Genomic DNA, 23,449 nt, shown 5'->3' on the forward strand with positions numbered 1-23,449 from the left:
AGGCATGTCGAACACAGGTGCCGACGCCGTGTCCGGCGGCGACGGCCACCGGGCGGGGCGGCCCACGTCACACCCCGCGCCGCCGTCCATGCGGCACACTGGAGGTTTGGCTCACCGAAAGGGCACAGGTGTGAACGGCCCCCTCATCGTCCAGAGCGACAAGACCCTCCTCCTCGAAGTCGACCACGAGCTGGCCGACGCCTGCCGCCGCGTCATCGCTCCCTTCGCGGAACTGGAGCGCGCCCCCGAGCACATCCACACCTACCGGATCACCCCGCTCGGCCTGTGGAACGCCCGGGCCGCCGGGCATGACGCCGAACAGGTCGTGGACGCCCTCGTCGAGTACAGCCGCTACCCCGTGCCCCACGCCCTGCTCGTCGACGTCGCCGAGACCATGGCGCGCTACGGCCGGCTCACCCTGTCAAAGCACCCGACGCACGGTCTGGTCCTCACCAGCACCGACCGCCCGGTGCTGGAGGAGATCCTGCGGTCCAAGCGGGTGCAGCCGCTCGTCGGGGAACGCATCGACGCCGACTCAGTCGTCGTGCACCCCTCCGAGCGCGGTCAGATCAAGCAGACCCTGCTGAAGCTGGGCTGGCCCGCCGAGGACCACGCCGGATACGTGGACGGTGAGGCCCACCGCATCGATCTCGACGAGACCGGCTGGGCGCTGCGCCCGTATCAGAAGCAGGCCGTCGAAGGCTTCTGGCACGGCGGCTCGGGCGTCGTGGTGCTGCCCTGCGGTGCAGGAAAGACGCTGGTCGGCGCGGGGGCCATGGCCCAGGCGAAGGCCACCACGCTGATCCTGGTCACCAACACGGTCTCCGCCCGTCAGTGGAAGCACGAGCTGATCAAGCGCACGTCGTTGACCGAGGACGAGATCGGCGAGTACAGCGGCACCAAGAAGGAGATCCGCCCGGTCACCATCGCCACCTACCAGGTGCTGACGACCAAGCGGAAGGGCATTTATCCGCATCTGGAGCTGTTCGACTCGCGCGACTGGGGGCTGATCCTCTACGACGAGGTGCACCTGCTGCCCGCGCCCGTCTTCAAGTTCACCGCCGACCTCCAGGCCAGACGCCGCCTGGGGCTGACCGCCACGCTCGTACGGGAGGACGGACGCGAGTCGGACGTGTTCTCCCTGATCGGTCCCAAGCGGTTCGACGCGCCGTGGAAGGAGATCGAGGCGCAGGGCTACATCGCACCGGCGGACTGCGTGGAGGTGCGGGTGAACCTCACCGACTCGGAGCGGCTCGCGTACGCGACGGCTGAGACCGAGGAGAAGTACCGCTTCTGTGCCACCACCGCCACCAAGCGCAAGGTGACCGAGGCGCTCGTCGCCAAGCACAAGGGCGAGCAGACCCTGGTCATCGGGCAGTACATCGACCAGCTCGACGAGCTCGGCGAGCACCTCGACGCGCCCGTGATCAAGGGCGAGACGTCGAACGCCCAGCGCGAGAAGCTCTTCGAGGCGTTCCGGCAGGGCGAGATCTCGGTGCTCGTGGTCTCGAAGGTCGCCAACTTCTCGATCGACCTTCCGGAGGCGACCGTCGCCATCCAGGTGTCCGGCACCTTCGGTTCCCGGCAGGAGGAGGCCCAGCGGCTGGGCCGGGTGCTGCGGCCCAAGGCGGACGGCCATGAGGCGCGGTTCTATTCGGTGGTCGCGCGGGACACGATCGACCAGGACTTCGCGGCGCACCGCCAGCGGTTCCTGGCGGAGCAGGGATATGCGTACCGCATCATGGACGCGGACGAACTGCTCGACTGATCGGCCCGTGCGAGCCGCCCGTGGGCGGCGGGTCAGGAGCGGTTCGGTGCCCTCGCTCGGAGGGGACGCGGTACGGAGGGTGCCGGCGGCTGCTCAGCGGCGCCGGACACCCGCTTCCTCCGCGTACTCGCCGAGGACGGCAACGCTGAAGACGGTGCCGAGGAAGACCTTGACGGCTCGCAGTGCGTTGCCCGTGCGGTGGGGTGAGTGGGGGACGCCGCTCGCCGACGCACCGTGGTGGGCGCGGGGGCGAGGGACCTGGGCGCTGGGGGTGAAGGTCGCTGTACTCATACCTCCATGGTGGCCGTCGGACCGTTCGAGAACATCGAACCAAGGGCTGAACCGCTTCCCCACCCGCCTACGACTCCAGACATAGGGGTTCCCCTACGGGCACGGCACTTGGGGAGGACCGAAGGGTCATCCCTGCGGCAGGCAACCGATCCGCGGGTGGACCCCTCCACCCGCGGGGCCCGGACGCCGGCTGCGACACAGCGCAACGGCCAGCTTGCGGCACGTCACCGGCCGGGGGAAAACCGTTCGCCCGCGAGGCGCCCGCCGGTTAGACTCCGCGCCTTCCCCGCCTCCCCTCGTGGAGCGCCGCCGTCCGGACGGAAACCGGACGGCTCAGCCATGCCCGACTGCTGTAGCTCCGGAGGCGACCCGTGCCCGCGCACGCCCCCCTGTCCCCCGACCCCGCCGTCCCCGACCTCGGCCCCGACGCCGATCCGCTGGAACGGGAGCGCGCCCACTTGCGTGCCTCGCGCACCGCCCTGCGCACCATGCGTGAGGAGGTGCAGGCGCTGGACATCAAGGACGTCACCGCGAACTGGGTCAACGCGGCCGTCCTCCAGGCCCAGATCGAGGGACGCATCGCGGAGTTGGCCGACCTCTCCCACACGCCCCTGTTCTTCGGCAGGCTCGACTTCCGCCACACCACCCAGGAGGGCCAGCGCTTCTACATCGGCCGCCGCCACGTGCACGACGGCGAGGGCGATCCCATGGTGGTGGACTGGCGCGCCCCGGTGTCACAGGCGTTCTACCGGGCCTCGCGCAAGGACCCGCTCGACATCCGAATGCGCCGCAGGTTCGGTTACACCGGTGGCGAACTCACCGCGTACGAGGACGAGGACCTGACCGATCCCGCCGTGGAGGACCCGTACGCGAGCAAGCTGCTCCAGGCGGAGATCGAACGCCCCCGCGTGGGTCCCATGCGGGACATCGTCGCCACGATCCAACCCGAGCAGGACGAGATCGTCCGGTCGTCGCTCGGCGGGACCGTCTGCGTCCAGGGCGGGCCGGGCACCGGGAAGACGGCCGTGGGCCTGCACCGGGTCGCCTACCTCCTCTACGCCCACCGGGAGCGCCTGGCCCGTACCGGCACCCTGGTCATCGGGCCGAACCGCTCCTTCCTCCACTACATCGAACAGGTGCTGCCCGCGCTCGGCGAACTGGACGTCAAGCAGGCGACCGTGAACGATCTGGTGGCCCATGTCGAGGTGCGCGGGGTCGACGGGGCGGCGGCGGCCGTCGTCAAGGGGGACGCCCGGCTGGCCCGGGTGCTGCGGGCGGCCCTGCGCTCCCACGTCAACCTTCCCACCGAGCCGGTGATGGTGGTGCGGGGTTCACGGCGCTGGCGCATCCCCGCGTACGAACTGGAGGAGATCGTCCGCGAACTGCTGGACCGGGACATCCGGTACGGCGCGGCCCGCGATGCCCTGCCGCAGCGCATCGCACACGCCGTGCTGGTCCGGATGGAGGCGGCCGGGGAGGCGCCCGATGACCGGGTGCAGGACGCGGTCGCCCGCAATCCCGCGGTCAAAGCCGCGGTCAAGGCCATCTGGCCGCCGGTGGACCCGGCCAAGCTGGTGCTGCGGCTGCTGTCGGACGCCGACTTCCTCGCGGAGCACGCCGACGGGGTCCTCACCGCGGAGGAACAGCGCACGATCCTCCTGGCGAAGCCGGCCCGGAGCGTGCGGAGCGCGAAGTGGTCGGCGGCGGACGCCGTGCTGATCGACGAGGCAACCGATCTGGTGCACCGGACGCCGTCGCTGGGCCATGTGGTGCTGGACGAGGCGCAGGACCTGTCCCCCATGCAGTACCGGGCGGTGGGTCGGCGCTGTACGACCGGATCGGCCACGGTCCTCGGTGATCTGGCGCAGGGCACCACGCCCTGGGCAACCGGGAGCTGGCGCGAGGCCCTGGCGCACCTCGGCAAGTCGGATGCCGTGGTGGAGGAGCTCACCGCGGGCTTCCGTGTGCCCCGGGAGGTCATCGCGTACGCCTCCCGGCTGTTGCCGCACATGTCGCCCGGTCTGGCGGAGGTGCGCTCGGTGCGGGAGTCCCCCGGGTCGCTCGTTGTACGCCGCGTCGCTGAGTCGGCGGAGTCGGCCGGGCCAGCTGGGCCTTCAGTGGCACCGAGGTCAAGTAGTGCTAGTGGTGCGCTCGACGCGGCCGTGGTCGCGGCCTGTGTCGAGGCGCTGGCCCATGAGGGGTCGATCGGTCTGATCGCCGCGGACGGTCGGGTGGAGGCCCTGGGCGCCGCCCTGTCCGCAGCCGGGCTCGTCTTCCTCGCACCGGGCACGGAGACCACGGCGGACTCCCGGTTGACCCTGGTGCCTGCGTCCTTGGCGAAGGGCCTGGAGTACGACTACGTGGTGTTGGACGATCCGGCGACGATCGTGGCCGCAGAGCCCGACGAGCGCACGGGCCTGCGACGGCTGTACGTGACGCTGACGCGTGCGGTCTCGGGGCTGACGGTGCTGTACGAGGGCGAGCTGCCGGCCCAGTTGCGGTAGCCGGTACGCCACAGGGCCACCACCGCGACGGGTGGTGGCCCTGACAGGCCCGTTCAGGGCGGCCCGGCTCGCGGCCCACTCAGGCGTCGAGCACGGACCGCCATTCGCGTACCGCTGCGGCCGACACCGGCCCGTCCCAGCCGTCGGGGCGGGCCGCGCCCCCGATGTGGAAGCCTTCGATCCCGGCCGAGAGCAGCACCGGCACATGGTCCAGGCGCAGTCCGCCGCCGACCAGGATCTGAGCCTCGTACCCGGGTTCGCCCGCGCGGGCCAACTCCGCGAGGAGCGTCGGCAGCCCGGCGTCGACGCCGGTGGGCGAACCCGCGGTCAAGAAGGTGTCGAGACCGGGGACGTCCGCCAGTTGTTTGCGCAGGGCGTCCCGGTCGGTGGCGCGGTCGATGGCCCGGTGGAAGGTCCAGGCGCAGCCGGAGATCTCCACCAGCAGCCGTTCGACGGTGACCAGGTCGGGATTGCCTGCGGCGTCCAGGTAGCCGAGGACGAACTCGTCGGCGCCTTCGGCCCGCAGTCCTGCGGCGGCCTGCACCAGGTTCTCGACGTCCTGGGGGGAGCCTGCGGTGAATCCGTCGGTCAGTCGCAGCATGACGCGCAGCGGGATGTCCACGGCGGCCCGGATGCGGGCGAAGGTCTCGCGGGACGGGGTCAGCCCGTCCGCCGCCATGTCGGTGACCAGCTCAAGCCGGTCCGCGCCTCCGGTCTGGGCCGCGACCGCGTCCTCTGCGTCCAGAGCGATCACCTCTAGGACTGCACGGTTGCTCATGTGACCCCATTCCTCCTGGGAGACGGCTATCGCTCCAATAGGTCTAGTCCAATAAACAAGACTAGTGCTCAGCCTGCACAGCCGCAGCAGCACCCCCAGGGATCTTTACTTGCATGAGATACGGGCAGGGGGTATACATGAACCCAGAAGAGATACCCCCTAGGGGTATGAAGCGCGGGACAGGGAGGACTCATGGCACACACAGCCACCCACCAAGAGGTAGAACTCGCCATCGGCGGGATGACGTGTGCCTCCTGCGCGGCCCGCATCGAGAAGAAGCTCAACCGCATGGAAGGCGTCGAGGCCACCGTCAACTACGCCACCGAAAAGGCCAAGGTCAGCTTTGCGGGCGAGATCTCCGTCAAGGACCTGATCGGCACGGTCGAAGCGACCGGCTACAGCGCCACCGAGCCCAAGCCGGCCCCCGTACACGGTACGCCGGCCGACGGCGACCAGGAGGACGAGGGCGAAGACCGCGAACTGATCACGCTGCGCCAGCGCATGATCACCGCAGTCACCCTCTCGGTCCCGGTCATCGCCATGGCGATGATCCCCGCCCTCCAGTTCCAGTACTGGCAGTGGCTCTCACTCACCCTGGCCGCCCCGGTCGTCACCTACGCGGGCTGGCCCTTCCACCGCGCCGCCTGGAAGAACCTGCGGCACGGCTCGGCCACCATGGACACCCTCGTCTCGGTCGGCACCTCGGCCGCGTTCATCTGGTCGCTGTACGCCCTGTTCTGGGGCCACGCCGGAATGCCCGGCATGACCCACCCCTTCGAGCTCACCATCTCCCGCAGCGACGGCGCGTCGAACATCTATCTGGAGGCCGCGGCGGGCGTCACAGCGTTCATCCTGGCCGGCCGGTTCTTCGAGGCGCGCTCCAAGCGGAAGGCGGGCGCTGCCCTGCGTGCGCTGATGCACCTGGGCGCCAAGGAGGTCACGGTCCTGCGGGACGGCAAGGAGGTCCGCGTACCGACCGCGGAGCTCGCGGTCGGCGACCACTTCCTGGTGCGCCCCGGAGAGAAGATCGCCACGGACGGCGTGGTCGTCGAGGGCTCGTCCGCCGTGGACGCGTCCATGCTGACCGGTGAGTCCGTGCCCGTCGAGGTCTCCCCCGGCGACGGTGTCACCGGTGCCACCTTGAACGCCGGCGGCCGGCTGGTCGTCCAGGCGACCCGCGTCGGCGCCGACACCCAGCTCGCCCGGATGGCACAGCTCGTCGAGGACGCCCAGAACGGCAAGGCGTCCGCCCAGCGACTGGCCGACCGGATCTCCGCGGTCTTCGTCCCGATCGTGATCCTGCTCGCCCTCGGCACCCTCGGGGTGTGGCTGGCGACCGGAGAGGGTTGGGCCGCTGCCTTCACCGCCGCTGTGGCCGTACTGATCATCGCCTGCCCCTGCGCACTGGGCCTGGCCACTCCGACCGCCCTCATGGTCGGCACCGGCCGGGGAGCCCAGCTCGGCATCCTGATCAAGGGGCCCGAGGTCCTGGAGACCACCCGCAAGGTCGACACCGTCGTCCTGGACAAGACCGGAACCGTCACCACCGGCAAGATGACCCTGCTCGCCGTCCACTCCGCCGGGTCCACCGACGAGACCGAGGTCCTGCGGATCGCCGGCGCCCTGGAGAACGCGTCCGAGCACCCCATCGCCCAGGCGGTCGCCGCCGGGGCCGTCGAGAAGACCGGCGCACTGCCGACCCCCGAGGACTTCGCCAACATCCCCGGACTCGGTGTCCAGGGGATCGTGGAGGGTCACGCCGTTCTGGTCGGCCGGCAGAAGCTGCTCGCCGAGTGGGAGATCCACCTGCCGACCGAGTTGGAGCGGGCCAAGGCGGCGGCCGAGGCCGCGGGCCGTACCGCGATCGCGGTGGCGTGGGACGGTGAGGCACGTGCGGTCCTGGAGGTCGCCGACGCGGTGAAGGACACCAGCGCCGAGGCGATCACCCGACTGCGCGCCCTGGGACTGAGCCCGATCCTGCTGACCGGTGACAACCGGGCGGTGGCCGAAGCGGTGGCCGCGGAGGTGGGCATCGACGAGGTGATCGCCGAGGTCATGCCGGAGGACAAGGTCGACGTCGTCAAGCGCCTCCAGGCCGAGGGCCGGAGCGTGGCCATGGTCGGCGACGGCGTGAACGACGCCGCAGCGCTCGCCCAGGCCGATCTGGGACTGGCGATGGGCACCGGAACGGACGCGGCGATCGAGGCCAGCGACCTCACCCTGGTCCGGGGCGACCTGCGGGCCGCGGCCGACGCCATCCGGCTCGCCCGCCGCACCCTGGGCACGATCCGCTCCAACCTGTTCTGGGCCTTCGCCTACAACGTGGCCGCCCTGCCGCTCGCCGCGCTGGGACTGCTCAGCCCGATGATCGCGGGCGCGGCAATGGCCTTCTCCTCGGTGTTCGTGGTCGGCAACAGCCTGCGGCTGCGCCGCTTCAAGTCCGCCGCGTGAGCAAGGAGGGGCTGAACCCCGGCGGGCAGCGGAACGGCATCGACCGGGCCGCGTGACCGACGAGGAACACCGGACCAGCGGGAGTCAGGGCGTCAACCGCCCAGGCTCCCGCTTCCGAATGCCCCGCCACCGACGTTCTTGCCGTGCTGGGGCCTCGATTCCCGCCCCTTGCCGGTGCTGTGGGAGCTGTGCGCCTTCATGTTGTACGGCAGCAGACGTTCCCCACCGTGCGGGAAGTCGTCGACGTCTTCCTCGCGGACCTCTTCGATGTGCTCCCGGTGGTCCGGCTTGTGCGGCTGCTCATCGGGGCGCGGCGGCTCGTACTCCTCCCGGCGGCGCGAGTCCCACCACATGGCCGCGGTCAGCAGGGCCACCAGGAAAACTCCGATGATGAGCATGAGTGCGATCATGGTGTCTGCCTTCCGTACGGGGTGGCACGCACCTCTCTTGAATTCCAGTATCGCCCTATTTGCACCTTTTAGTCTGATCGAGTTATCGGTAGCCGTCCTGACCTGCACGAACAAGACGCAGACGGCCCCCGCCCAACGGGGACGCCCCACATCGGCCCGCTCTAGAGTCAGACCCATGAGCCCTGCCGACCGCGACCCCGGGGAAGCACGCGACCGCCATGACCGCGAGTTGGGCGAGCGCTTCTCCCGCGCCCTGCTGGCGGCACGCGCCGACGCCCGCGGCCCCGATCCCCTGCCGTACGCCGACGCCCTCCTCACCCGCTGGGCCGAGCCACAGCGCCGCTACCACTCCACGGCTCACCTCACCGCGGTCCTCGATCACATCGACCTGCTCGCCGCCCACGCAGCGGACGCCGACCTCGTACGGCTCGCGGCCTGGTTCCACGACGCGATCTACCTCCCCGACCGCTCGGAGAACGAGGAGCGCTCGGCCCGGCTCGCGGAACGCGCCCTGCGCGAGGCGGGCCTCTCCGACTCCGCCACCGCCGAGGTCGCCCGCCTCGTCCGGCTCACCGTCACCCATGCACCCGAGCCGTCCGACGACAACGGCGCCGTCCTATGCGATGCCGACCTGGCGATCCTCGCCGCGCCCCCGACGGAGTACGCGGCCTACGCGGCAGCCGTGCGCGAGGAGTACGGGTTCGTCCCGGACGACGCCTTCCGCACCGGCCGCGCGGCGGTACTGCGCCAACTCCTCGCACTGCCCGCCCTGTTCCACACCCCGCACGGAGCACGGGAGTGGGAAGCCCGAGCACATGCCAACCTGACGGCCGAGATCGACCGACTGGACCCCGCTGCCCCACCCCCGTAGGCCCCTGGATCCACCGCTCCACCACAGTCATCACGGATCATCACGGCCGAAATTCGCCCTGGCGGGAATGCAGACCCACAGGTGTCCCGTTGCCACTGCTATGCCCGACTCCACCCAGCGCTCCCGCATGCCCCTCGCCGTCTACATCCTCGGCCTCTCCGTCTTCGCCCTCGGCACCAGCGAGTTCATGCTCTCCGGGCTGCTCCCTCCCATCGCCGACGACATGGACGTCTCCATCCCCCAGGCCGGCCTGCTGACCTCAGCCTTCGCCATCGGCATGGTGATCGGGGCGCCCCTGCTGGCGGTCGCCACCCTCCGGCTCCCCCGCAAGACCACCCTCATCACCCTGATCTCCGTCTTCGGCCTCGGGCAAGTGGCCGGTGCGCTGGCACCGACGTACGAGATCCTCTTCGCCTCCCGGGTGATCAGCGCCCTGGCCTGCGCCGGCTTCTGGGCGGTCGGCGCTGCGGTCGCCATCGCCATGGTTCCGGTCACCTCCCGGGCCCGAGCCATGGCCGTGATGATCGGCGGGCTCTCCATAGCCAACGTCCTCGGCGTCCCGGCCGGGGCCTTCCTCGGCGACCACCTGGGCTGGCGGTCCGCGTTCTGGGCGGTGGGACTGGCCTCGGCCATCGCGCTCGTCGGTGTGATCACCCTGATCCCGCACATCCCGCTCCCGGCCGAGAAGCCCCGGTTGAAGCGGGAACTGCTGATCTACCGCGATCGCCAGGTCTGGCTGTCCATCGCGGTCACCGCACTCGCCGCGGGCGGGGTGTTCGCGGTGTTCACCTACTTCGCGCCCCTGCTCACCGATGTCACGGGCATGGACGAGAGCTCCGTACCGATCGTGCTGGGCCTGTTCGGTCTCGGCGCCCTGGTGGGTACGACGGTGGGCGGCCGGGTCGCCGACGCGCACCTCTTCGGGGTGCTGCTCACCGGCATAGCGGCCTCGACGGTCTTCCTGGCGGTGCTCGCCGTCTTCGCGTCGACGCCCGCGGTCACGATCGCGTTGGCGTTCCTGCTCGGCCTCTCCGCGTTCTACACCGCGCCGGCGCTCAACGCCCGGATGTTCAACGTGGCGGGCGCCGCCCCCACCCTGGCGGGCGCGACGACGACCGCTGCCTTCAACCTGGGCAACTCGGGCGGCCCCTGGCTCGGCGGCAAGGTGATCGACGGCGGGTTCAGCGCCGCGGCCACGGCCTGGGCGGGCGCGGGAATGACGATCGTGGCACTGGCCCTGGTGGCCGTCTCCCTGCGCCTCCAGGGGACTTCCCGTCTGGTGGCCGCCTCCGCACCGACGTCCGGCTCCCCGGCGCCGGCGGCGACACCCAGCCCCGAACACGTCTGACCCGGTGCACGGTTCACCCGGCCGTGGGACGCTGAACGAAACGGCCACGGCCGGGAAACCCATCGATCTACGCCCGCTCAGTCGGGTGACGGAACCCATAGAGGGCCACGGAGAAGGGAGTCGGAATGACCTCCGCAACAGCCGGGAACGCCCGGCCGCCCCAGGGACAGCCCTGGGACGACCTCCTCCAGGCCTGGCGTGAGCTGGACGTGCGCGACGGGTGGCGTGCGGAGATCGACGGAGGAAAGATCCACGTGGTACCCCCGCATCATGCACACCACAACCACATCGCGGCCAAGGTGCAGCGTGCTCTGTACCCGACGCTCCCCGAAGACCTGGAGATCTACCAGACGCTCGGCGTCCACATCGCCCCGCTCGGCAAGCTGTACATCCCGGACCTCGTGGTGGCCCCCGGTGAGCTGATCGCCTCGGCACCGCCGGATCGAACCGATCCCGTCGATGCGGCCGAAGCCCTCCTCATCGTGGAGATCACCTCGCAGGGCAACGCCAAGGACGACCGCACCAAGAAGCTCTGGGCCTACGCACACGCACCCGTGCCCGTCTATCTGCTGATCGACCGGTTCGATGAACACGGCCCGACCTCGACCCTCTTCACCAAGCCGCACCACGGCGCCTACCAACACGCCGAGCGGGTGCCCTTCGGGCAGCAGGTCCGGCTGCCGGTGCCGTTCGACCTCAAGCTCGACACCGCGGCCTTTCCCCACTGACCCGCCGCAGACGGCTACCAGGCCCTGCCCTTGGGGCGGCGTAGGCCAGCCCCCACCAGCAGCCGTACGATCTCACGGCTCGACACCTCCACCGCACCGGCCCCCACCGCGTCCGCGTACCGGTGGGACGGCACGTCGTAGTGATCGCGCTCGAACGCCCTCGGCGGGCAACCGATCGAGGCGGCGAAGGCGTGGAGTTCCTCGTAGGACAGATCGCTGATGAGATGGGACCAGAGCCGGCCGTGGCCCGGCCAGGTCGGAGGGTCGATGTACACGGTCACGCCAGCCCGCCGACCTGCGCCACCACCACGCCCGCCTTATGACACACCCACTGGGGATCGGATCCCAGTTCCGGTTCCACTTCGAGCGCGTGGGGATCGCCCTGATCGCACACGGGGCACAGCGGCCAGCGGCCGTGTCGTTCCAAAAGGGCGTCCTGTACGTCTTGGGCGACCAGGCCCGTGATGTACTCAATGCCCTGTGGCCACTGCTCGACCCACCAGCGTCGATGGGTCACGGAGTCTTCCACGAGTGATACGACCGCCGCGTCGGCCACGTCACGTGCGGCGAGATCCGCGAGCACGAGGGCCCGGGCCAGATGAAGGGCCTGCTCAAGAGGGTCGGCGTCGTCCATGCAGCCATTGTCACCCCTTTGGAGTACCGACCACGGCCCCGTACAGGGTCTTGACGTGAGGGTATTTTTGAAAATATCTTTCATAATGTGAGTGATTCCGTGAAGGATATTTTCAGCACGCTTCCCCCTACCGGGTCAAGGGGGCACACGCCCCCCGCCCCGGCCGCCCTGGCCGCGAAGGTCCGCACCCTCGCGCCCTCGATGACCCGCTCCATGCAACGGGTCGCAGAAGCCGTCGCCGAAGACCCCGCCGGCTGCGCGGCCCTGACCGTCACCGGACTCGCCGAACTGACCGGGACCAGCGAGGCCACCGTCGTACGCACCGCGCGCATCCTGGGGTACCCCGGGTACCGCGATCTACGCCTCGCACTGGCCGGCCTCGCCGCCCACCAGCAGTCGGGTCGATCCCCCAGCGTCACGGCTGACATCGCTGTCGACGACCCGATCAGCGAGGTAGTCGCCAAACTGGCCTACGACGAACAACAGACCCTCGCCGACACGGCTGCCGGACTCGACGTCTCCCAGCTCTCGGCATCCGTCGCCGCCCTGGCCACGGCCCGCCGCATCGACATCTACGGCGTCGGCGCGTCCTGCCTCGTCGGCATGGACCTCGCCCAGAAGCTCCTGCGCATCGGCCTGGTCGCCCACGCCCACGCCGATCCACACCTGGCCATCACCAACGCCGTACAACTGCGCTCCGGCGATGTCGCGCTCGCCATCACCCACTCGGGAAGCACCAGCGATGTGATCGAGCCACTGCGGGTGGCCTTCGACCGCGGCGCCACCACGATCGCGGTCACCGGCCGCCCGGACGGACCGGTCACCCAGTACGCCGACCAGGTGCTGACCACGTCCACCGCGCGGGAGAGCGAGTTGCGGCCCGCCGCCATGTCCTCCCGCACCGGACAACTGCTCGTCGTGGACTGCCTGTTCATAGGGGTGGCCCAGCGGACCTACGACACCGCTGCGCCCGCACTCGCCGCCTCTTACGAAGCCCTCGCCCACCGCCACAACCACCGCAACCCGAGATGAACAGCAGCGGCGGACCACCCGAGAGAGAGCAGGGTTCCATGACCTCCACGTCGGCACGAACGTCGACACGAACCACGACCCCCGCACCGGCCTCCACGACCCACCGCGAGCTGCGCGCCCAACTCGACTCCCTCACCACCGAGGCGTTCCGCCCCGAGTTGGCCGATATCGACCGACTGCCCACCCTGGACATCGCGCGGATCATGAACGGGGAGGACCAGACCGTGCCCGCCGCGGTCGCGGCCCAACTGCCCCGCATCGCCGCCGCCATCGACGCCATCGCCGAACGGATGGCCCACGGCGGACGGCTGGTCTACGCGGGTGCCGGTACGGCCGGGCGGATGGGCGTCCTCGACGCCAGCGAGTGCCCCCCGACCTTCAACACCGGACCCACCCAGGTCGTGGGGCTCATCGCCGGCGGCACGGTGGCGATCGCCGAAGCCGTCGAAGGCGCGGAAGACGATGCCCAATTGGCCGAGACCGATCTCGACGGATTGGCGCTGACACCGGACGACACGGTGGTCGGCGTCTCCGCCTCCGGCCGCACCCCCTACGCCGTGGGTGCCGTGGAGTACGCCCGCTCCCGGGGCGCGCTCACGGTCGGACTGTCCTGCAACGCGGGCAGCGCCCTGTCCGCCGCCGCCGACCATGGCATCGAAGTCGTCGTCGGGCCCGAACTGCTCACCGGCTCAACCCGGTTGAAGTCCGGTACGGCCCAGAAGCTCGTCCTCAACATGATCTCGACGATCACCATGATCCGGCTGGGCAAGACCTACGGAAACCTCATGGTCGATCTGCGCGCCTCCAACGAGAAGCTGCACGCCCGCTCCCGGCGGATCGTCGCCCTCGCCACCGACGCCTCGGACGAAGAGGTCGAAGCCGCGCTCCTCGCCACCGACGGCGAGGTCAAGAGCGCGATCCTGACGATCCTGGCAAAGGTGGACGCCTCTACGGCAGCACAGTTGCTCAGCCAGTCCGACGGCCATCTCCGCGCCGCCCTTGCCGCCACCGGCTGAGGCAGCGAACACGCGGGAACACACCCGGCCGAAGCCGTGCCGTCGTCGAGCGGGTGATGGCCCGCACCAGAACCGCAGTGTTGCGGTTGATCTCCTTGTGCACCTCGTTGAGGTCCGGGCGCTGAGCGGGCGCCTCGGACGGATCGACGGTCCGCTCAGCCGACACGGGCTGGCGTGCCGTGCCCCGTCTCAACCACCGGCGGCTCCCAGTGCTTCGACGAGCCGGCGGGCACGCGTGCCGTCCCGCAAGAGGGCGTCCACCAAGGGGCCGGTTCCACTGTCGGACGACGCCGCGTCGAGGTACTTCGCGACAGACTGCGGGTCGTCGCCCCCGAGGTCCAGCTCATCGCGATCGATCGCCGCACGCACCGAGACGTAGTCGACACCCGCCTCGTGGAGCCGTCGCCCGCCCGCGTACCGGGTGTCCAGGAGGTCAGCGCCGCCCAGCCCTTCGGCCGCCAGATGTGGATAGTGCAGAGCCACTTCATGGGTGGCGAGGACGGCGAGCAGCAGGTGTTCGGTGCGTCCTTCGTCGCGACCGAGCCACTTCACGTGCTCCTCGGTCTCCATCTTGACCCAGGTGATCGGAGTGGAGGCCCAGTTGACGCCCGCGGATGCGACCAGCCACCGCTTGAAGAATCCAAGGCTCCGGTAGGCGCGGTATCCCAGCAGCCCGTCGCGGGTCTGCCACAGCAACAGGTCGAGGCCGTCGTCGGGGTCGGGCTCCGCGCCGTCGAGGAGGGCGATCACGGCCGCGGGGGTGGTTCCGCAGATCCTGAGCGCCTCCGCTGCCCGGCTCTGTTCGTCCTGGAGCAGGGCCCTCAGCAGCATGACGGTGGTCAACTTCTTCGCGCGCTGGCCTGCGGCGAGGGCCATCGCGGTGTCGACGGCCCGTCGGGCGGCCCCGGTGAGCTGGACCCCGCTGCCTCCGTGCTCGCCCAGTGCGACCTCGATGTCCACGCTCCGGTCGATGTCGTCGGTGCTCGTCCAGGCGTCGGCCCGACCAGCGCGGTCGCGCAGCAGGCTGAGCACGACGGTCTTGGTGACCCGTACGTCGGCCAGGGCGGTCTTGGCTCCCGAGCCCTCGTCGGCGAGGGCGGCCAGGAGTTGTTCCGTACCGATGGGCCCGTCGTCGTCGCGGGCACCCCGGGCGGCGCCGAGCACACCGACGGTGATCCAGTCGGGTGGGACGACGGTCGGTGTCGGGCTCGGGTCCTGGTGGCTGCTCATGGGCCCACCCTGCCCGAGCCGGATGCATAGGACATCGACTGTGAGGTGGAGCCTCGACGTTCTCCTTGGTCGCGGTGGACTCGCCGAAGGAGCGGCCGAAGGGGGTTGCGCGAACGGGCCCTGCCGTGTAGCGGCAGGGCCTTCCGACAGGGCCCGCCCCGGCTCAGCCGAGTGCAGCGGTGAGGTCCACCTCGATCAGCTGTCCCGGGTAGCCGAGTTGGGCCACGCCGAGAAGGGTGCTCGCCGTGGTGAAGGCCGGGGCGATCACGGACTCGTTGAGCCGGAACCAGGCCGCCGCCAGCACCTCCGCATCGTCGCTCGCCACATAGATGACCGAGCGCACCACGTCCTGCGGGGTGGCGTCCACGGCGGCGAGGGCGGCCAGGGCATTGGCCGCGACCTGGTCGATCTGAGCGTTGAGGTCGGCCTCCCCCACCAGTTCGCCGGACGGATCCAGGGGGCATTGACCGGCCAGATATGCGGTGCGGGCCGCTTCGACGACGGTGATGTGGTGATAGCCGGGGGTCGGGTGGAGGTTGTCGGGGTTGATCCGGGTGATGCGTTCAGTCATGGGTCCGAGTCTCATCGAAAAGCGGAGGGGGCGCACCGGGATTTCCCGCCCGGCTCGCCCCCGCGTCCACCTGTGAGTATCGGCCTTCGATCAGCCCCTGACCTGGTGAAGTACGACGGCGAGTCTCATCGCCGTATCCAGATTGCACCGACCCAGATCGACCAGGGGATAGGGATCGTCACTGGCGAGCGAAATGGGGTCGACACGAAGCGACGGCAAGGTGACTCCCATTTCCTTCAGTTCGGTCCTCAATTGTTCGACGACCTCTTCGGCAGCCCGTAGGCGTTCCGCCGATTGCGTTGTCATACGTCCTTCACCTCCACGCCGTGCATGCGACTTACGTACACAGCGTGTCCAAGAACTGCCCCGCCTGAACAAGGACAATCTCGCCCCAATAGTCCTACTTTTCGGGCGGGGAGTTCAACGCCGGGCCGAGCTGCTTCCGGCAGTCTTCGACGCACCCAGCCTTTGGCGCGCCCAGCCTTCGACGCACCCAGCCTTCGACGCGCCTCCGAAAGGTGAACCGACGTTCGGAGCTTGAGCTTCGAGTCGCGGAGATCGCGTTTGGTGCCCTTCCGCCAAGGGCAGCCAGTCTTCGGATTCCGGAGCCGCCGGGATTTGAGCCCCGAGCCGCAAGCCCTCTTTTCAAGGAACGGGAGGCGGGTCCCAACCCACCCACCCACCCGTGCAGTTGACCACGGGCTACCGGTTTGCCACGGAGCGTCATCAGGCTCTAGCGTGCCCACAAGGCACAACCCCCGTGCCCTCAGAACAAAACAACCCCCGCCAGGCGCTAGCAACACCTGCGGGGGTCTGACCAACCAAGATCAGAAGAGTGATCCAGATGGCTGATACCCAGCTTAGTGCTGTCCCGTCCCAAGTGCACGCCCACACGCACCCGATGGCCAATCCGGGCTACGGAAAACGCTCGGCTCCGAACCAACTGGCCCCGACCAAGCAGACGTTCGCGCACCTCCCGCGGCGCGAGGCCGCCGTCGCCGCCTACATCGACCGTCTCGCGGACGGCTCGGACATCTCCGTGAAGACCCTGGCCAAAGTGCTTCCGTACGGACAGTGCGCACTGCGGACCGCACTCAACCACCTGGCCCGCACGGGCCACTTACGGCGTGGTCGCGAACACCTCAAGGGCTCGAACAGCGCCCGCTGGGTGACCCGCACCTGGTTCTCGCGCACCGCACGGGACGACACCTGGTGGACGGCCTTCGCCGGTGGTGAGCTACGGGAGGACGACCCGCCCCGGCCCACCCGCTCCCGGGCGCTGATCCTGTTGGCCGCGCTCGGGCGCACGGCTCCCTCGCTCTCCCTGTCAGCGGCGGAATGCGTCGCCCTGGAGCCACTGGTGGCCCGGTGGTTCATCCGTGGCGCGACGGACGCCGAGGTGCTGCGGGCACTGACCACCGGTCTCCCGGACCCGATCCACAGCCCGGCGGCCTTCACCCGCAACCGGCTGACGAACAAGCTCCCCCTCGAAGCGCCTGCGCCTGTGCCCGCGACTCCGCCCGCCCTGCGGGTGCTGGAGTGCGACACCTGCGGGACGCCCGGGCGCCCGGAGGCACTGCCGGGCGGCGCCTGCGCCTCCTGTCGGGGCGAGCACGCCCCGCCCAGAGGCCCCGCCGCCCTACCGCCGTCACGGGTGCACGCCCACGCCCAACTGGCCCGACAGTCCGCCAGGAGCGCGCGCTGACACGGCCTCGGGGCCGACCGTCAGGAGAACCCTGGTGTGAGGGGGTTGCTGGGCCCAGGCAGCGACCCGGTGCGCTCCAGGGCCGGCGGGGCGGGGCAGCTCAGATTGCTCGCCGGCAGCCGGCCGGTGATCAGATAGGCATTGGCCGCGGTCTCCGCGCAGACATTGCCGCTGAGGTCGTACACGCCATGCCCTTCGCCCTCGTCCACGGTCACCAGGCGCGAGCCCTTCAGCGCCTTGTGCATGGCGATCCCCGTCGACAAGGGGGTCTGTGAGTCCCACTCGTTGTGGAGGATCAGCGCACTGCGACCGTGGTCGACCTCGGTTGCGGGCTCGATCGCCTTCGTCCAAAACGCACAGGGAGAGACGTTGGAGGGGTGATCCCCGTACAACGGATAGCGGCCCGCGTCGTGGTACGCGTCCCGTCGATAGGTGTCGGGGTCGCGCGGCCAGCTACGGCTGTCGCCACACATCAGGGCGTACAGGGCCGCCACCGCATTGTCCGAGACGGGCTTCAACTCGGGCAGTTCCGGGACTGGTTCGCCGGCAGCGACCCGCTTGAGGTCCGCGATGTATCCCGCACCAATCCGGGGCGAGAAGAAGGTGCCGCGGAACAGATCGCGGATCTCCACCCCGGTCAAGGAGTGCTTGCCCCACACGATGGGGCTGCGGTCGGCCCGGACCACCAGCCCCCAGAAGGTCTGGATCACCTCGTCACGGGTTTCGCCGAGCTGATAGGTGGTGTGGCGCTCGGCAGTCCACTCCGCCCACCGCTGGAAGGCGGGCTCGGCCTCCGAAGCCCACTTCTGGAAGGTTCCCCGCCAGACCAGTTCCGGATCGATGGCACTGTCCAGCACGAACCGATCGGTCCGGCGGGGGAACAACTGCCCGTAGACGGCGCCCAGATAGGTGCCGTACGAGTAGCCGAAGTAGGAGATCTTCCGCTCGCCCAGCACGGCCCGGATGACGTCCATGTCCCGGGCGGTGTTACGGGTGGTGGTGTAGCGCACCCGATCGCTGGACTCCATGCGGCACTTGCTGGCGATGGTGCGCGCCCATGCCACCTGCTCGGTGAAGGTCTTGCCCCGGAAGGGCCTGAGCCACTGACGTTCGGCCCCGGTGGTGCGACAACTCAAGGGAGAGCTCTGTCCCACGCCCCGCGGGTCGAATCCGATCAGGTCGTACCGGTCCGTCACCGACTTGGGCATGGCGGCCGTCATCTGGAGCGGCATGCCCAACCCCCCGGCACCGGGCCCACCGGGATTGAGCAGCAGCACGCCACGGCGCCTGACCGGGTCGCCCGCGGCGAGCCGCGATATCGCGAGCTTGATCGCCCGGCCGCCGGGCTCTTGGTAGTCGAGCGGCACGTCGATCTTTGTGCACTGGAAGTCGGGAGTCGTGTCGGCACAGGGGCGCCACACCGGTGCCTGTCGGATGAAACGGTCCAACGCGCTTGCCGCACTGGCCGGTTCAACGGAGTAGAGCGCAGGGGCGATCGTCGCGAGCACAGTGACCGCGATCAGTGGCACCAACCGCTGTGCACGCATGAAAAGTCCTCCCGGTCCCGGCCCGGCGAATGGGCTGACATGACTTTGCCGTGCCGGACCGTCCGACGGAAAGCCCCACTTGTGTGTGCCAGCGGCATGCACCAGGGCCCTGAAGGCTGCCCGACTCGTCCCACAGTGGTACCGGATTCCCCCTGCACGCATCCGACTCCACCGACAGACCACGCCTTTTACCGGAAAGCGGCTGCTGTTCGGACGGACCGTCAGGGGTGCGGACAGCCGATCAGCCCGGACGGCGAGACCGCGCTGTGACCTTTGCCACCCTCGTGGGTGGTGTGATCTCCTGCACTCCGCCCTCTCCGATCCTCGGTGACCGCCGATCCTCCGTGACCGCCGGTACGGGACTCCAGCGCGGGAAACCGATACGGGGAAGGGCGCCCGGCCGCGCGGGGTACGGTCACGTACCGACGCTCGGCGAACCCCCTTCCCCGCCTACACCCGGACTCAGAAGCGGTTGGGCAACTGGGGTGACGGGATCGGGCTGGTGCGCGGACCGGAGGAGCGCGGTGTTGCGGACGCGTTACAACTGACGTTCTTCGCGGGCAGCTTGCCGGTGTTGAGATAGGTGTTGGTGATGCTGTCGGCGCAGTAGTTCATGCCGCCGTAGACACCGTGGCCCTGGCCGCCCTTGACCGTGAGCAGCTTGGAGCCCTTCAGCGCCCGGTGCAGTCCCACACCGGACGAGAGCGGGGTCTGCGGGTCCCACTCGTTCTGCAGGATCAGCGAGGGCACCTTGTTGTCGACCACCGTGACCGGCTCGACGGACTTGTCCCAGAAGGCGCACGGCTTGATGTTGGAGGCAAAGTCGCCGTACAGCGGATAGCGGGCCTTGTCGCGTACCGCGTCCTTGCGGTACTGCTCGGTGTCCCGGGGCCAGGCGGCGGAGTTGTCGTTGCAGACGACCGTCCAGAACGCCGAGTCGAGGTTGTCCAACGTCGCGAACGAGCGCGGCACTTCGGTGGTCGGGGCGGTGCGCTTGCCCGACGTGGTCTTGCCGGCCGCCGCCTTCTTCAGGTCGGAGACCTCCATGCTCGCCATCTCCACGAAGAAGAACACATGGCGGTTGGCACGGATGTCGTCGCCGCTGAGGAGTTCGCCGTCGAGCTTGATGGGCTTCTTGTCGGCCCGTGCCACCAGGTCCCAGTAGGTCTTGCTGACCTTGGCCGGGGTGTCGCCGAGGCGGTAGGTCGTGTGGCGCTTGGCCACCCACTCGGTCCACCGCTTGAACGCGGGCTCCGCGCCCTGTGCCCACACCTGGATCATCCCGCGCCAGGCCAGCTTCGGGTCCACCGCGCTGTCGAGGACGAACCGGTCCGCCCGGCTGGGGAACATCTGGCTGTAGACGGCGCCCAGATAGGTGCCGTACGAGTAGCCCAGGTAGGAGATCTTCTTCTCACCGAGGACGGATCGGATGACGTCCATGTCCCGGGCGGTGTTGCGGGTGGTGAAGTGCGGGAGCTTGTCACCCGCCTTCTTGCGGCACTTGTCCGCGATCCCGCGTGCCCAGGAGACGTCCTTGCTGAACGTGGCCGCCTTGTAGGGGCGCGGCCATTCGAAGTCCTTGTTGGTGAGGCCGCAGCTGACGGGCGAACTGTGGTTCACGCCCCGCGGGTCGAAGCCGATCAGGTCGTACCGGTCGCGGACCGACTTGGGCAGCATCCCCATCATGTCGTACGGCATGTAGAGGCCGGAGCCGCCGGGGCCACCCGGGTTGAAGAACAGCACGCCGCGGCGCTTGGCCGCGGTGCTGGTCTTCATCCGGGATATCGCCACCTCGGTCTTCTTGCCGGTCGGCTTCTTGTAGTCGAGGGGCACCTTGATCTTGGCGCACTGGAGTGTGGCCGGAAGATCGGGGACGCAGCGCTTCCAGGTGGGCTTCTGCTGGGTGTACTGGGCCAGCGGCTGGGCGGCTGCGGGTGATGCGGCGAGACCGGGGGCGAGTGTCGCCATGACGCTCACGGCGAGCAGGGGCACCAGTCGTCGTCTTTGCACGTGGGGATTCCTTCCGGCATATGCAGGTGACATGACGACACTGCCGTGTGGGATCGACCGGGGAATCCATCGCTCAGATGGGCTTGAATCCATCTCTGGTCGGACAACCGATTCCTGTTCTCCTCCTATGGCTGTAGAACGGGAACGGGTCGTTCCGGAGCAGGAGTTGGGCGGGGAGGGGCGAAGCGGGTCCCGGCCGGAACACACTCGGCCCCGTCTTGGAACGGCGTACCGGACCATCTACGGAGGAATCACCCTTGGAATCGATGGCCGGGGGCTGGGGAACTCCATCTGCCGGCGACCGCCGCGGGCACGCCGAAGGGCGGCACCCCCTGGGAGTTGGGGTACCGCCCTTCGTATGTGCAGGGCTACCGATCCTTGGGAGGATCAGAAGTCCATGTCACCGCCGGGCATGCCACCGGGAGCACCGGCGGACGCCTTCTCGGGCTTGTCAGCGATGACAGCCTCGGTGGTGAGGAACAGCGCGGCGATCGACGCGGCGTTCTGAAGCGCCGAGCGGGTCACCTTCGCCGGGTCGAGGATGCCCTCGGCGATCATGTCCACGTACTCACCGGTCGCGGCGTTGAGGCCGTGACCCGGGGTGAGGTTGCGCACCTTCTCGACGACGACGCCACCCTCAAGGCCGGCGTTGACGGCGATCTGCTTCAGCGGGGCCTCCAGGGCCAGGCGCACGGCGTTGGCGCCGGTCGCCTCGTCGCCCACGAGGTCCAGCTTCTCGAAGACCGAGGTGGCCTGGAGCAGGGCCACGCCGCCACCGGCGACGATGCCCTCCTCGACGGCCGCCTTCGCGTTGCGAACGGCGTCCTCGATGCGGTGCTTGCGCTCCTTGAGCTCGACCTCGGTCGCGGCACCGGCCTTGATGACGGCCACGCCGCCGGCCAGCTTCGCCAGGCGCTCCTGGAGCTTCTCGCGGTCGTAGTCGGAGTCGGAGCTCTCGATCTCGGCGCGGATCTGGTTGACCCGACCGGCGACCTGGTCGCTCTCACCGGCACCGTCGACGATGGTGGTCTCGTCCTTGGTGATGACGACCTTGCGGGCGTTGCCCAGCAGGTCGAGACCGGTGTTCTCCAGCTTGAGGCCGACCTCTTCCGAGATGACCGTGCCGCCGGTGAGGATGGCGATGTCGTTCAGCATGGCCTTGCGGCGGTCGCCGAAGCCCGGAGCCTTGACGGCCACGGACTTGAAGACACCCTTGATCTTGTTGACCAGGAGGGTGGAGAGGGCCTCGCCCTCGACGTCCTCAGCGATGATCAGCAGCGGCTTGCCGGACTGCATGACCTTCTCCAGGAGCGGCAGCAGGTCCTTCACGCTGGCGATCTTGGAGTTGACGATCAGGATGTACGGGTCGTCCAGGGACGCCTCCATACGCTCCATGTCGGTGGCGAAGTACGCCGAGATGTAGCCCTTGTCGAAGCGCATGCCTTCGGTGAGCTCCAGCTCCAGACCGAAGGTCTGGGACTCCTCGACGGTGATGACGCCTTCCTTGCCGACCTTGTCCATGGCCTCGGCGATGAGCTCGCCGATCTGGGTGTCAGCGGCGGAGATGGAGGCGGTCGAAGCGATCTGCTCCTTGGTCTCCACGTCCTTGGCCTGCTCAAGGAGGGCACCGGAGACGGCCTCGACGGCCTTCTCGATACCGCGCTTGAGGGCCATGGGGTTGGCACCGGCCGCGACGTTGCGCAGCCCCTCGCGCACGAGCGCCTGAGCGAGAACGGTGGCGGTGGTCGTTCCGTCGCCAGCGACGTCATCCGTCTTCTTGGCGACTTCCTTGACCAGCTCGGCGCCGATCTTCTCGTACGGGTCCTCCAGCTCGATCTCCTTGGCGATGGAAACACCATCGTTGGTGATCGTGGGCGCGCCCCACTTCTTCTCAAGGACGACGTTGCGGCCCTTGGGACCGAGGGTGACCTTGACGGCGTCGGCGAGCTGGTTCATCCCGCGCTCAAGGCCGCGCCGTGCCTCCTCGTCGAACGCGATGATCTTTGCCATGTGAAGTGTCCTCCACGGACTGGGTGGGAAGCTCTGGGGGACCGCGCTGGCGCCCGCGACGGACGGCCTGCCAGCCGGATGGTTTTCTGTACCGTCCGGCTTGCGGGCCTCACCGACCCGGTCCTTCTTTTTGTCACTCTCACCCGGAGAGTGCTAACGCCAATGATTAGCACTCGCCCCCTTCGAGTGCAAGCGCCTTCGAGAGAACCACCCCCCGCGCGACCCCCACGAAATCAGCCGCACGCGGGGTGCCCGTCGCCGTATGCGCCCTGGTGGTACGGGGTGTCGCAGCGGAGCACAGGGGGCGCGGAAACCTTGTGCGACGGGAGTTCGGCGATGGCCGGGTGATGGCGCACGGCCGTTCCCCTCGCCGCCGGGACACCTCGTCCGACGGCCATCACCGGCCCCATCGATGCGCCGCGGATGCCGGTGTGCCCGACCCGAGGAACGGGTGGGAGGGAACGCGGCAGGGGTCCTCGACAGGGGCGCGGGCAGTACGTCAGCGAGCGTCTCGGGCGCGGGCGCCGGCAGCTGCCGCCGGGGGC

Annotated in this window: 20 protein-coding genes; 9 read left to right on the forward strand and 11 right to left on the reverse strand. The window is 69.3% G+C overall.

Annotated features, from left to right (window positions below; translation table 11 throughout):
- Window positions 1-130: 130 nt before the first annotated feature.
- Window positions 131-1,768, forward strand: coding sequence for a DNA repair helicase XPB (locus ABZ348_RS31705; RefSeq protein WP_358938949.1), 1,638 nt, complete (start codon window positions 131-133; stop codon window positions 1,766-1,768).
- Window positions 1,769-1,861: 93 nt separating this feature from the next.
- Here ABZ348_RS31705 and ABZ348_RS31710 read toward each other — a convergent pair whose 3' ends face one another.
- Entirely contained in the window at window positions 1,862-2,059 is a 198-nt protein-coding gene (locus tag ABZ348_RS31710; protein ID WP_358938951.1) for a hypothetical protein, read from the reverse strand.
- Between the two features lie 488 nt (window positions 2,060-2,547).
- Here ABZ348_RS31710 and ABZ348_RS31715 point away from each other — a divergent pair, with 488 nt between their 5' ends.
- Complete coding sequence (locus ABZ348_RS31715) at window positions 2,548-4,563, forward strand: UvrD-helicase domain-containing protein (protein WP_358938997.1); 2,016 nt, start codon at window positions 2,548-2,550, stop codon at window positions 4,561-4,563.
- A gap of 79 nt (window positions 4,564-4,642) precedes the next feature.
- Here the strand turns inward: ABZ348_RS31715 and ABZ348_RS31720 are convergent, their stop codons facing one another.
- Complete coding sequence (locus tag ABZ348_RS31720) at window positions 4,643-5,341, reverse strand: copper homeostasis protein CutC (RefSeq protein WP_358938953.1); 699 nt, start codon at window positions 5,339-5,341, stop codon at window positions 4,643-4,645.
- A gap of 192 nt (window positions 5,342-5,533) precedes the next feature.
- Between ABZ348_RS31720 and ABZ348_RS31725 the strand changes: the two genes are divergently transcribed.
- Window positions 5,534-7,792: a heavy metal translocating P-type ATPase gene (locus tag ABZ348_RS31725; protein ID WP_358938955.1), complete on the forward strand. Its 2,259-nt coding sequence runs from the start codon at window positions 5,534-5,536 to the stop codon at window positions 7,790-7,792.
- Window positions 7,793-7,884: 92 nt separating this feature from the next.
- On the opposite strand, the gene ABZ348_RS31730 is transcribed toward ABZ348_RS31725, so the two are convergent.
- Window positions 7,885-8,202, reverse strand: coding sequence for a DUF6479 family protein (locus tag ABZ348_RS31730; RefSeq protein ID WP_358938957.1), 318 nt, complete (start codon window positions 8,200-8,202; stop codon window positions 7,885-7,887).
- A gap of 175 nt (window positions 8,203-8,377) precedes the next feature.
- On the opposite strand from ABZ348_RS31730, the gene ABZ348_RS31735 reads away from it, so the two are divergent.
- The 3 genes from ABZ348_RS31735 to ABZ348_RS31745 all read left to right on the forward strand — a co-directional run bounded on the left by ABZ348_RS31735 (window position 8,378) and on the right by ABZ348_RS31745 (window position 11,149).
- Window positions 8,378-9,073, forward strand: a complete 696-nt coding sequence (locus tag ABZ348_RS31735) for a hypothetical protein (protein WP_358938959.1) — start codon at window positions 8,378-8,380, stop codon at window positions 9,071-9,073.
- Window positions 9,074-9,200: 127 nt separating this feature from the next.
- A complete protein-coding gene (locus ABZ348_RS31740) occupies window positions 9,201-10,421 on the forward strand; it encodes a Cmx/CmrA family chloramphenicol efflux MFS transporter (protein ID WP_358938999.1) in 1,221 nt (406 codons plus the stop codon).
- 125 nt (window positions 10,422-10,546) lie between these two features.
- Window positions 10,547-11,149 carry a Uma2 family endonuclease gene (locus ABZ348_RS31745; protein ID WP_358938960.1) on the forward strand — a complete coding sequence of 201 codons (603 nt, stop codon included), beginning with the start codon at window positions 10,547-10,549 and terminating at the stop codon, window positions 11,147-11,149.
- A gap of 14 nt (window positions 11,150-11,163) precedes the next feature.
- Here ABZ348_RS31745 and ABZ348_RS31750 read toward each other — a convergent pair whose 3' ends face one another.
- Window positions 11,164-11,430, reverse strand: a complete 267-nt coding sequence (locus ABZ348_RS31750; RefSeq protein WP_358938962.1) for a DUF4031 domain-containing protein — start codon at window positions 11,428-11,430, stop codon at window positions 11,164-11,166.
- Window positions 11,427-11,783 (reverse strand): hypothetical protein, encoded by a 357-nt coding sequence (locus ABZ348_RS31755; RefSeq protein ID WP_358938964.1) that lies wholly within the window; start codon window positions 11,781-11,783, stop codon window positions 11,427-11,429. Before ABZ348_RS31755 ends, ABZ348_RS31750 begins: the two co-directional genes overlap by 4 nt.
- 99 nt (window positions 11,784-11,882) lie before the next feature.
- Between ABZ348_RS31755 and ABZ348_RS31760 the strand changes: the two genes are divergently transcribed.
- Complete coding sequence (locus tag ABZ348_RS31760) at window positions 11,883-12,815, forward strand: MurR/RpiR family transcriptional regulator (protein ID WP_358939001.1); 933 nt, start codon at window positions 11,883-11,885, stop codon at window positions 12,813-12,815.
- Between the two features lie 38 nt (window positions 12,816-12,853).
- Complete coding sequence (gene murQ, locus ABZ348_RS31765) at window positions 12,854-13,831, forward strand: N-acetylmuramic acid 6-phosphate etherase (protein WP_358938966.1); 978 nt, start codon at window positions 12,854-12,856, stop codon at window positions 13,829-13,831.
- 189 nt (window positions 13,832-14,020) lie between these two features.
- Here the strand turns inward: murQ and ABZ348_RS31770 are convergent, their stop codons facing one another.
- The 3 genes from ABZ348_RS31770 to ABZ348_RS31780 all read right to left on the reverse strand — a co-directional run bounded on the left by ABZ348_RS31770 (window position 14,021) and on the right by ABZ348_RS31780 (window position 15,938).
- On the reverse strand, window positions 14,021-15,061 hold the full coding sequence (locus tag ABZ348_RS31770) for a Clp protease N-terminal domain-containing protein (protein WP_358938968.1): 1,041 nt from the start codon (window positions 15,059-15,061) through the stop codon (window positions 14,021-14,023).
- A 163-nt stretch (window positions 15,062-15,224) separates the two neighbouring features.
- Window positions 15,225-15,632 (reverse strand): RidA family protein, encoded by a 408-nt coding sequence (locus tag ABZ348_RS31775; RefSeq protein WP_358938970.1) that lies wholly within the window; start codon window positions 15,630-15,632, stop codon window positions 15,225-15,227.
- Window positions 15,633-15,722: 90 nt separating this feature from the next.
- Window positions 15,723-15,938 carry a hypothetical protein gene (locus tag ABZ348_RS31780; protein WP_358938972.1) on the reverse strand — a complete coding sequence of 72 codons (216 nt, stop codon included), beginning with the start codon at window positions 15,936-15,938 and terminating at the stop codon, window positions 15,723-15,725.
- 538 nt (window positions 15,939-16,476) lie between these two features.
- Between ABZ348_RS31780 and ABZ348_RS31785 the strand changes: the two genes are divergently transcribed.
- Window positions 16,477-17,337 (forward strand): hypothetical protein, encoded by an 861-nt coding sequence (locus ABZ348_RS31785; RefSeq protein ID WP_358938974.1) that lies wholly within the window; start codon window positions 16,477-16,479, stop codon window positions 17,335-17,337.
- 20 nt (window positions 17,338-17,357) lie between these two features.
- On the opposite strand, the gene ABZ348_RS31790 is transcribed toward ABZ348_RS31785, so the two are convergent.
- The 3 genes from ABZ348_RS31790 to groL all read right to left on the reverse strand — a co-directional run bounded on the left by ABZ348_RS31790 (window position 17,358) and on the right by groL (window position 22,904).
- Entirely contained in the window at window positions 17,358-18,884 is a 1,527-nt protein-coding gene (locus tag ABZ348_RS31790) for an alpha/beta hydrolase (protein ID WP_358938975.1), read from the reverse strand.
- 462 nt (window positions 18,885-19,346) lie between these two features.
- Complete coding sequence (locus tag ABZ348_RS31795) at window positions 19,347-20,894, reverse strand: alpha/beta fold hydrolase (RefSeq protein WP_358938977.1); 1,548 nt, start codon at window positions 20,892-20,894, stop codon at window positions 19,347-19,349.
- Between the two features lie 387 nt (window positions 20,895-21,281).
- The gene (gene groL / locus ABZ348_RS31800) at window positions 21,282-22,904 is read right to left on the reverse strand and encodes a chaperonin GroEL (RefSeq protein WP_358938979.1); all 1,623 of its coding nucleotides are present in this window, start codon (window positions 22,902-22,904) and stop codon (window positions 21,282-21,284) included.
- Window positions 22,905-23,449: the final 545 nt, after the last annotated feature.

Origin of the sequence: Streptomyces sp. NPDC005963, assembly GCF_040638655.1 — a bacterium.
In the GTDB taxonomy this organism is placed as follows: Bacteria; Actinomycetota; Actinomycetes; order Streptomycetales; family Streptomycetaceae; genus Streptomyces.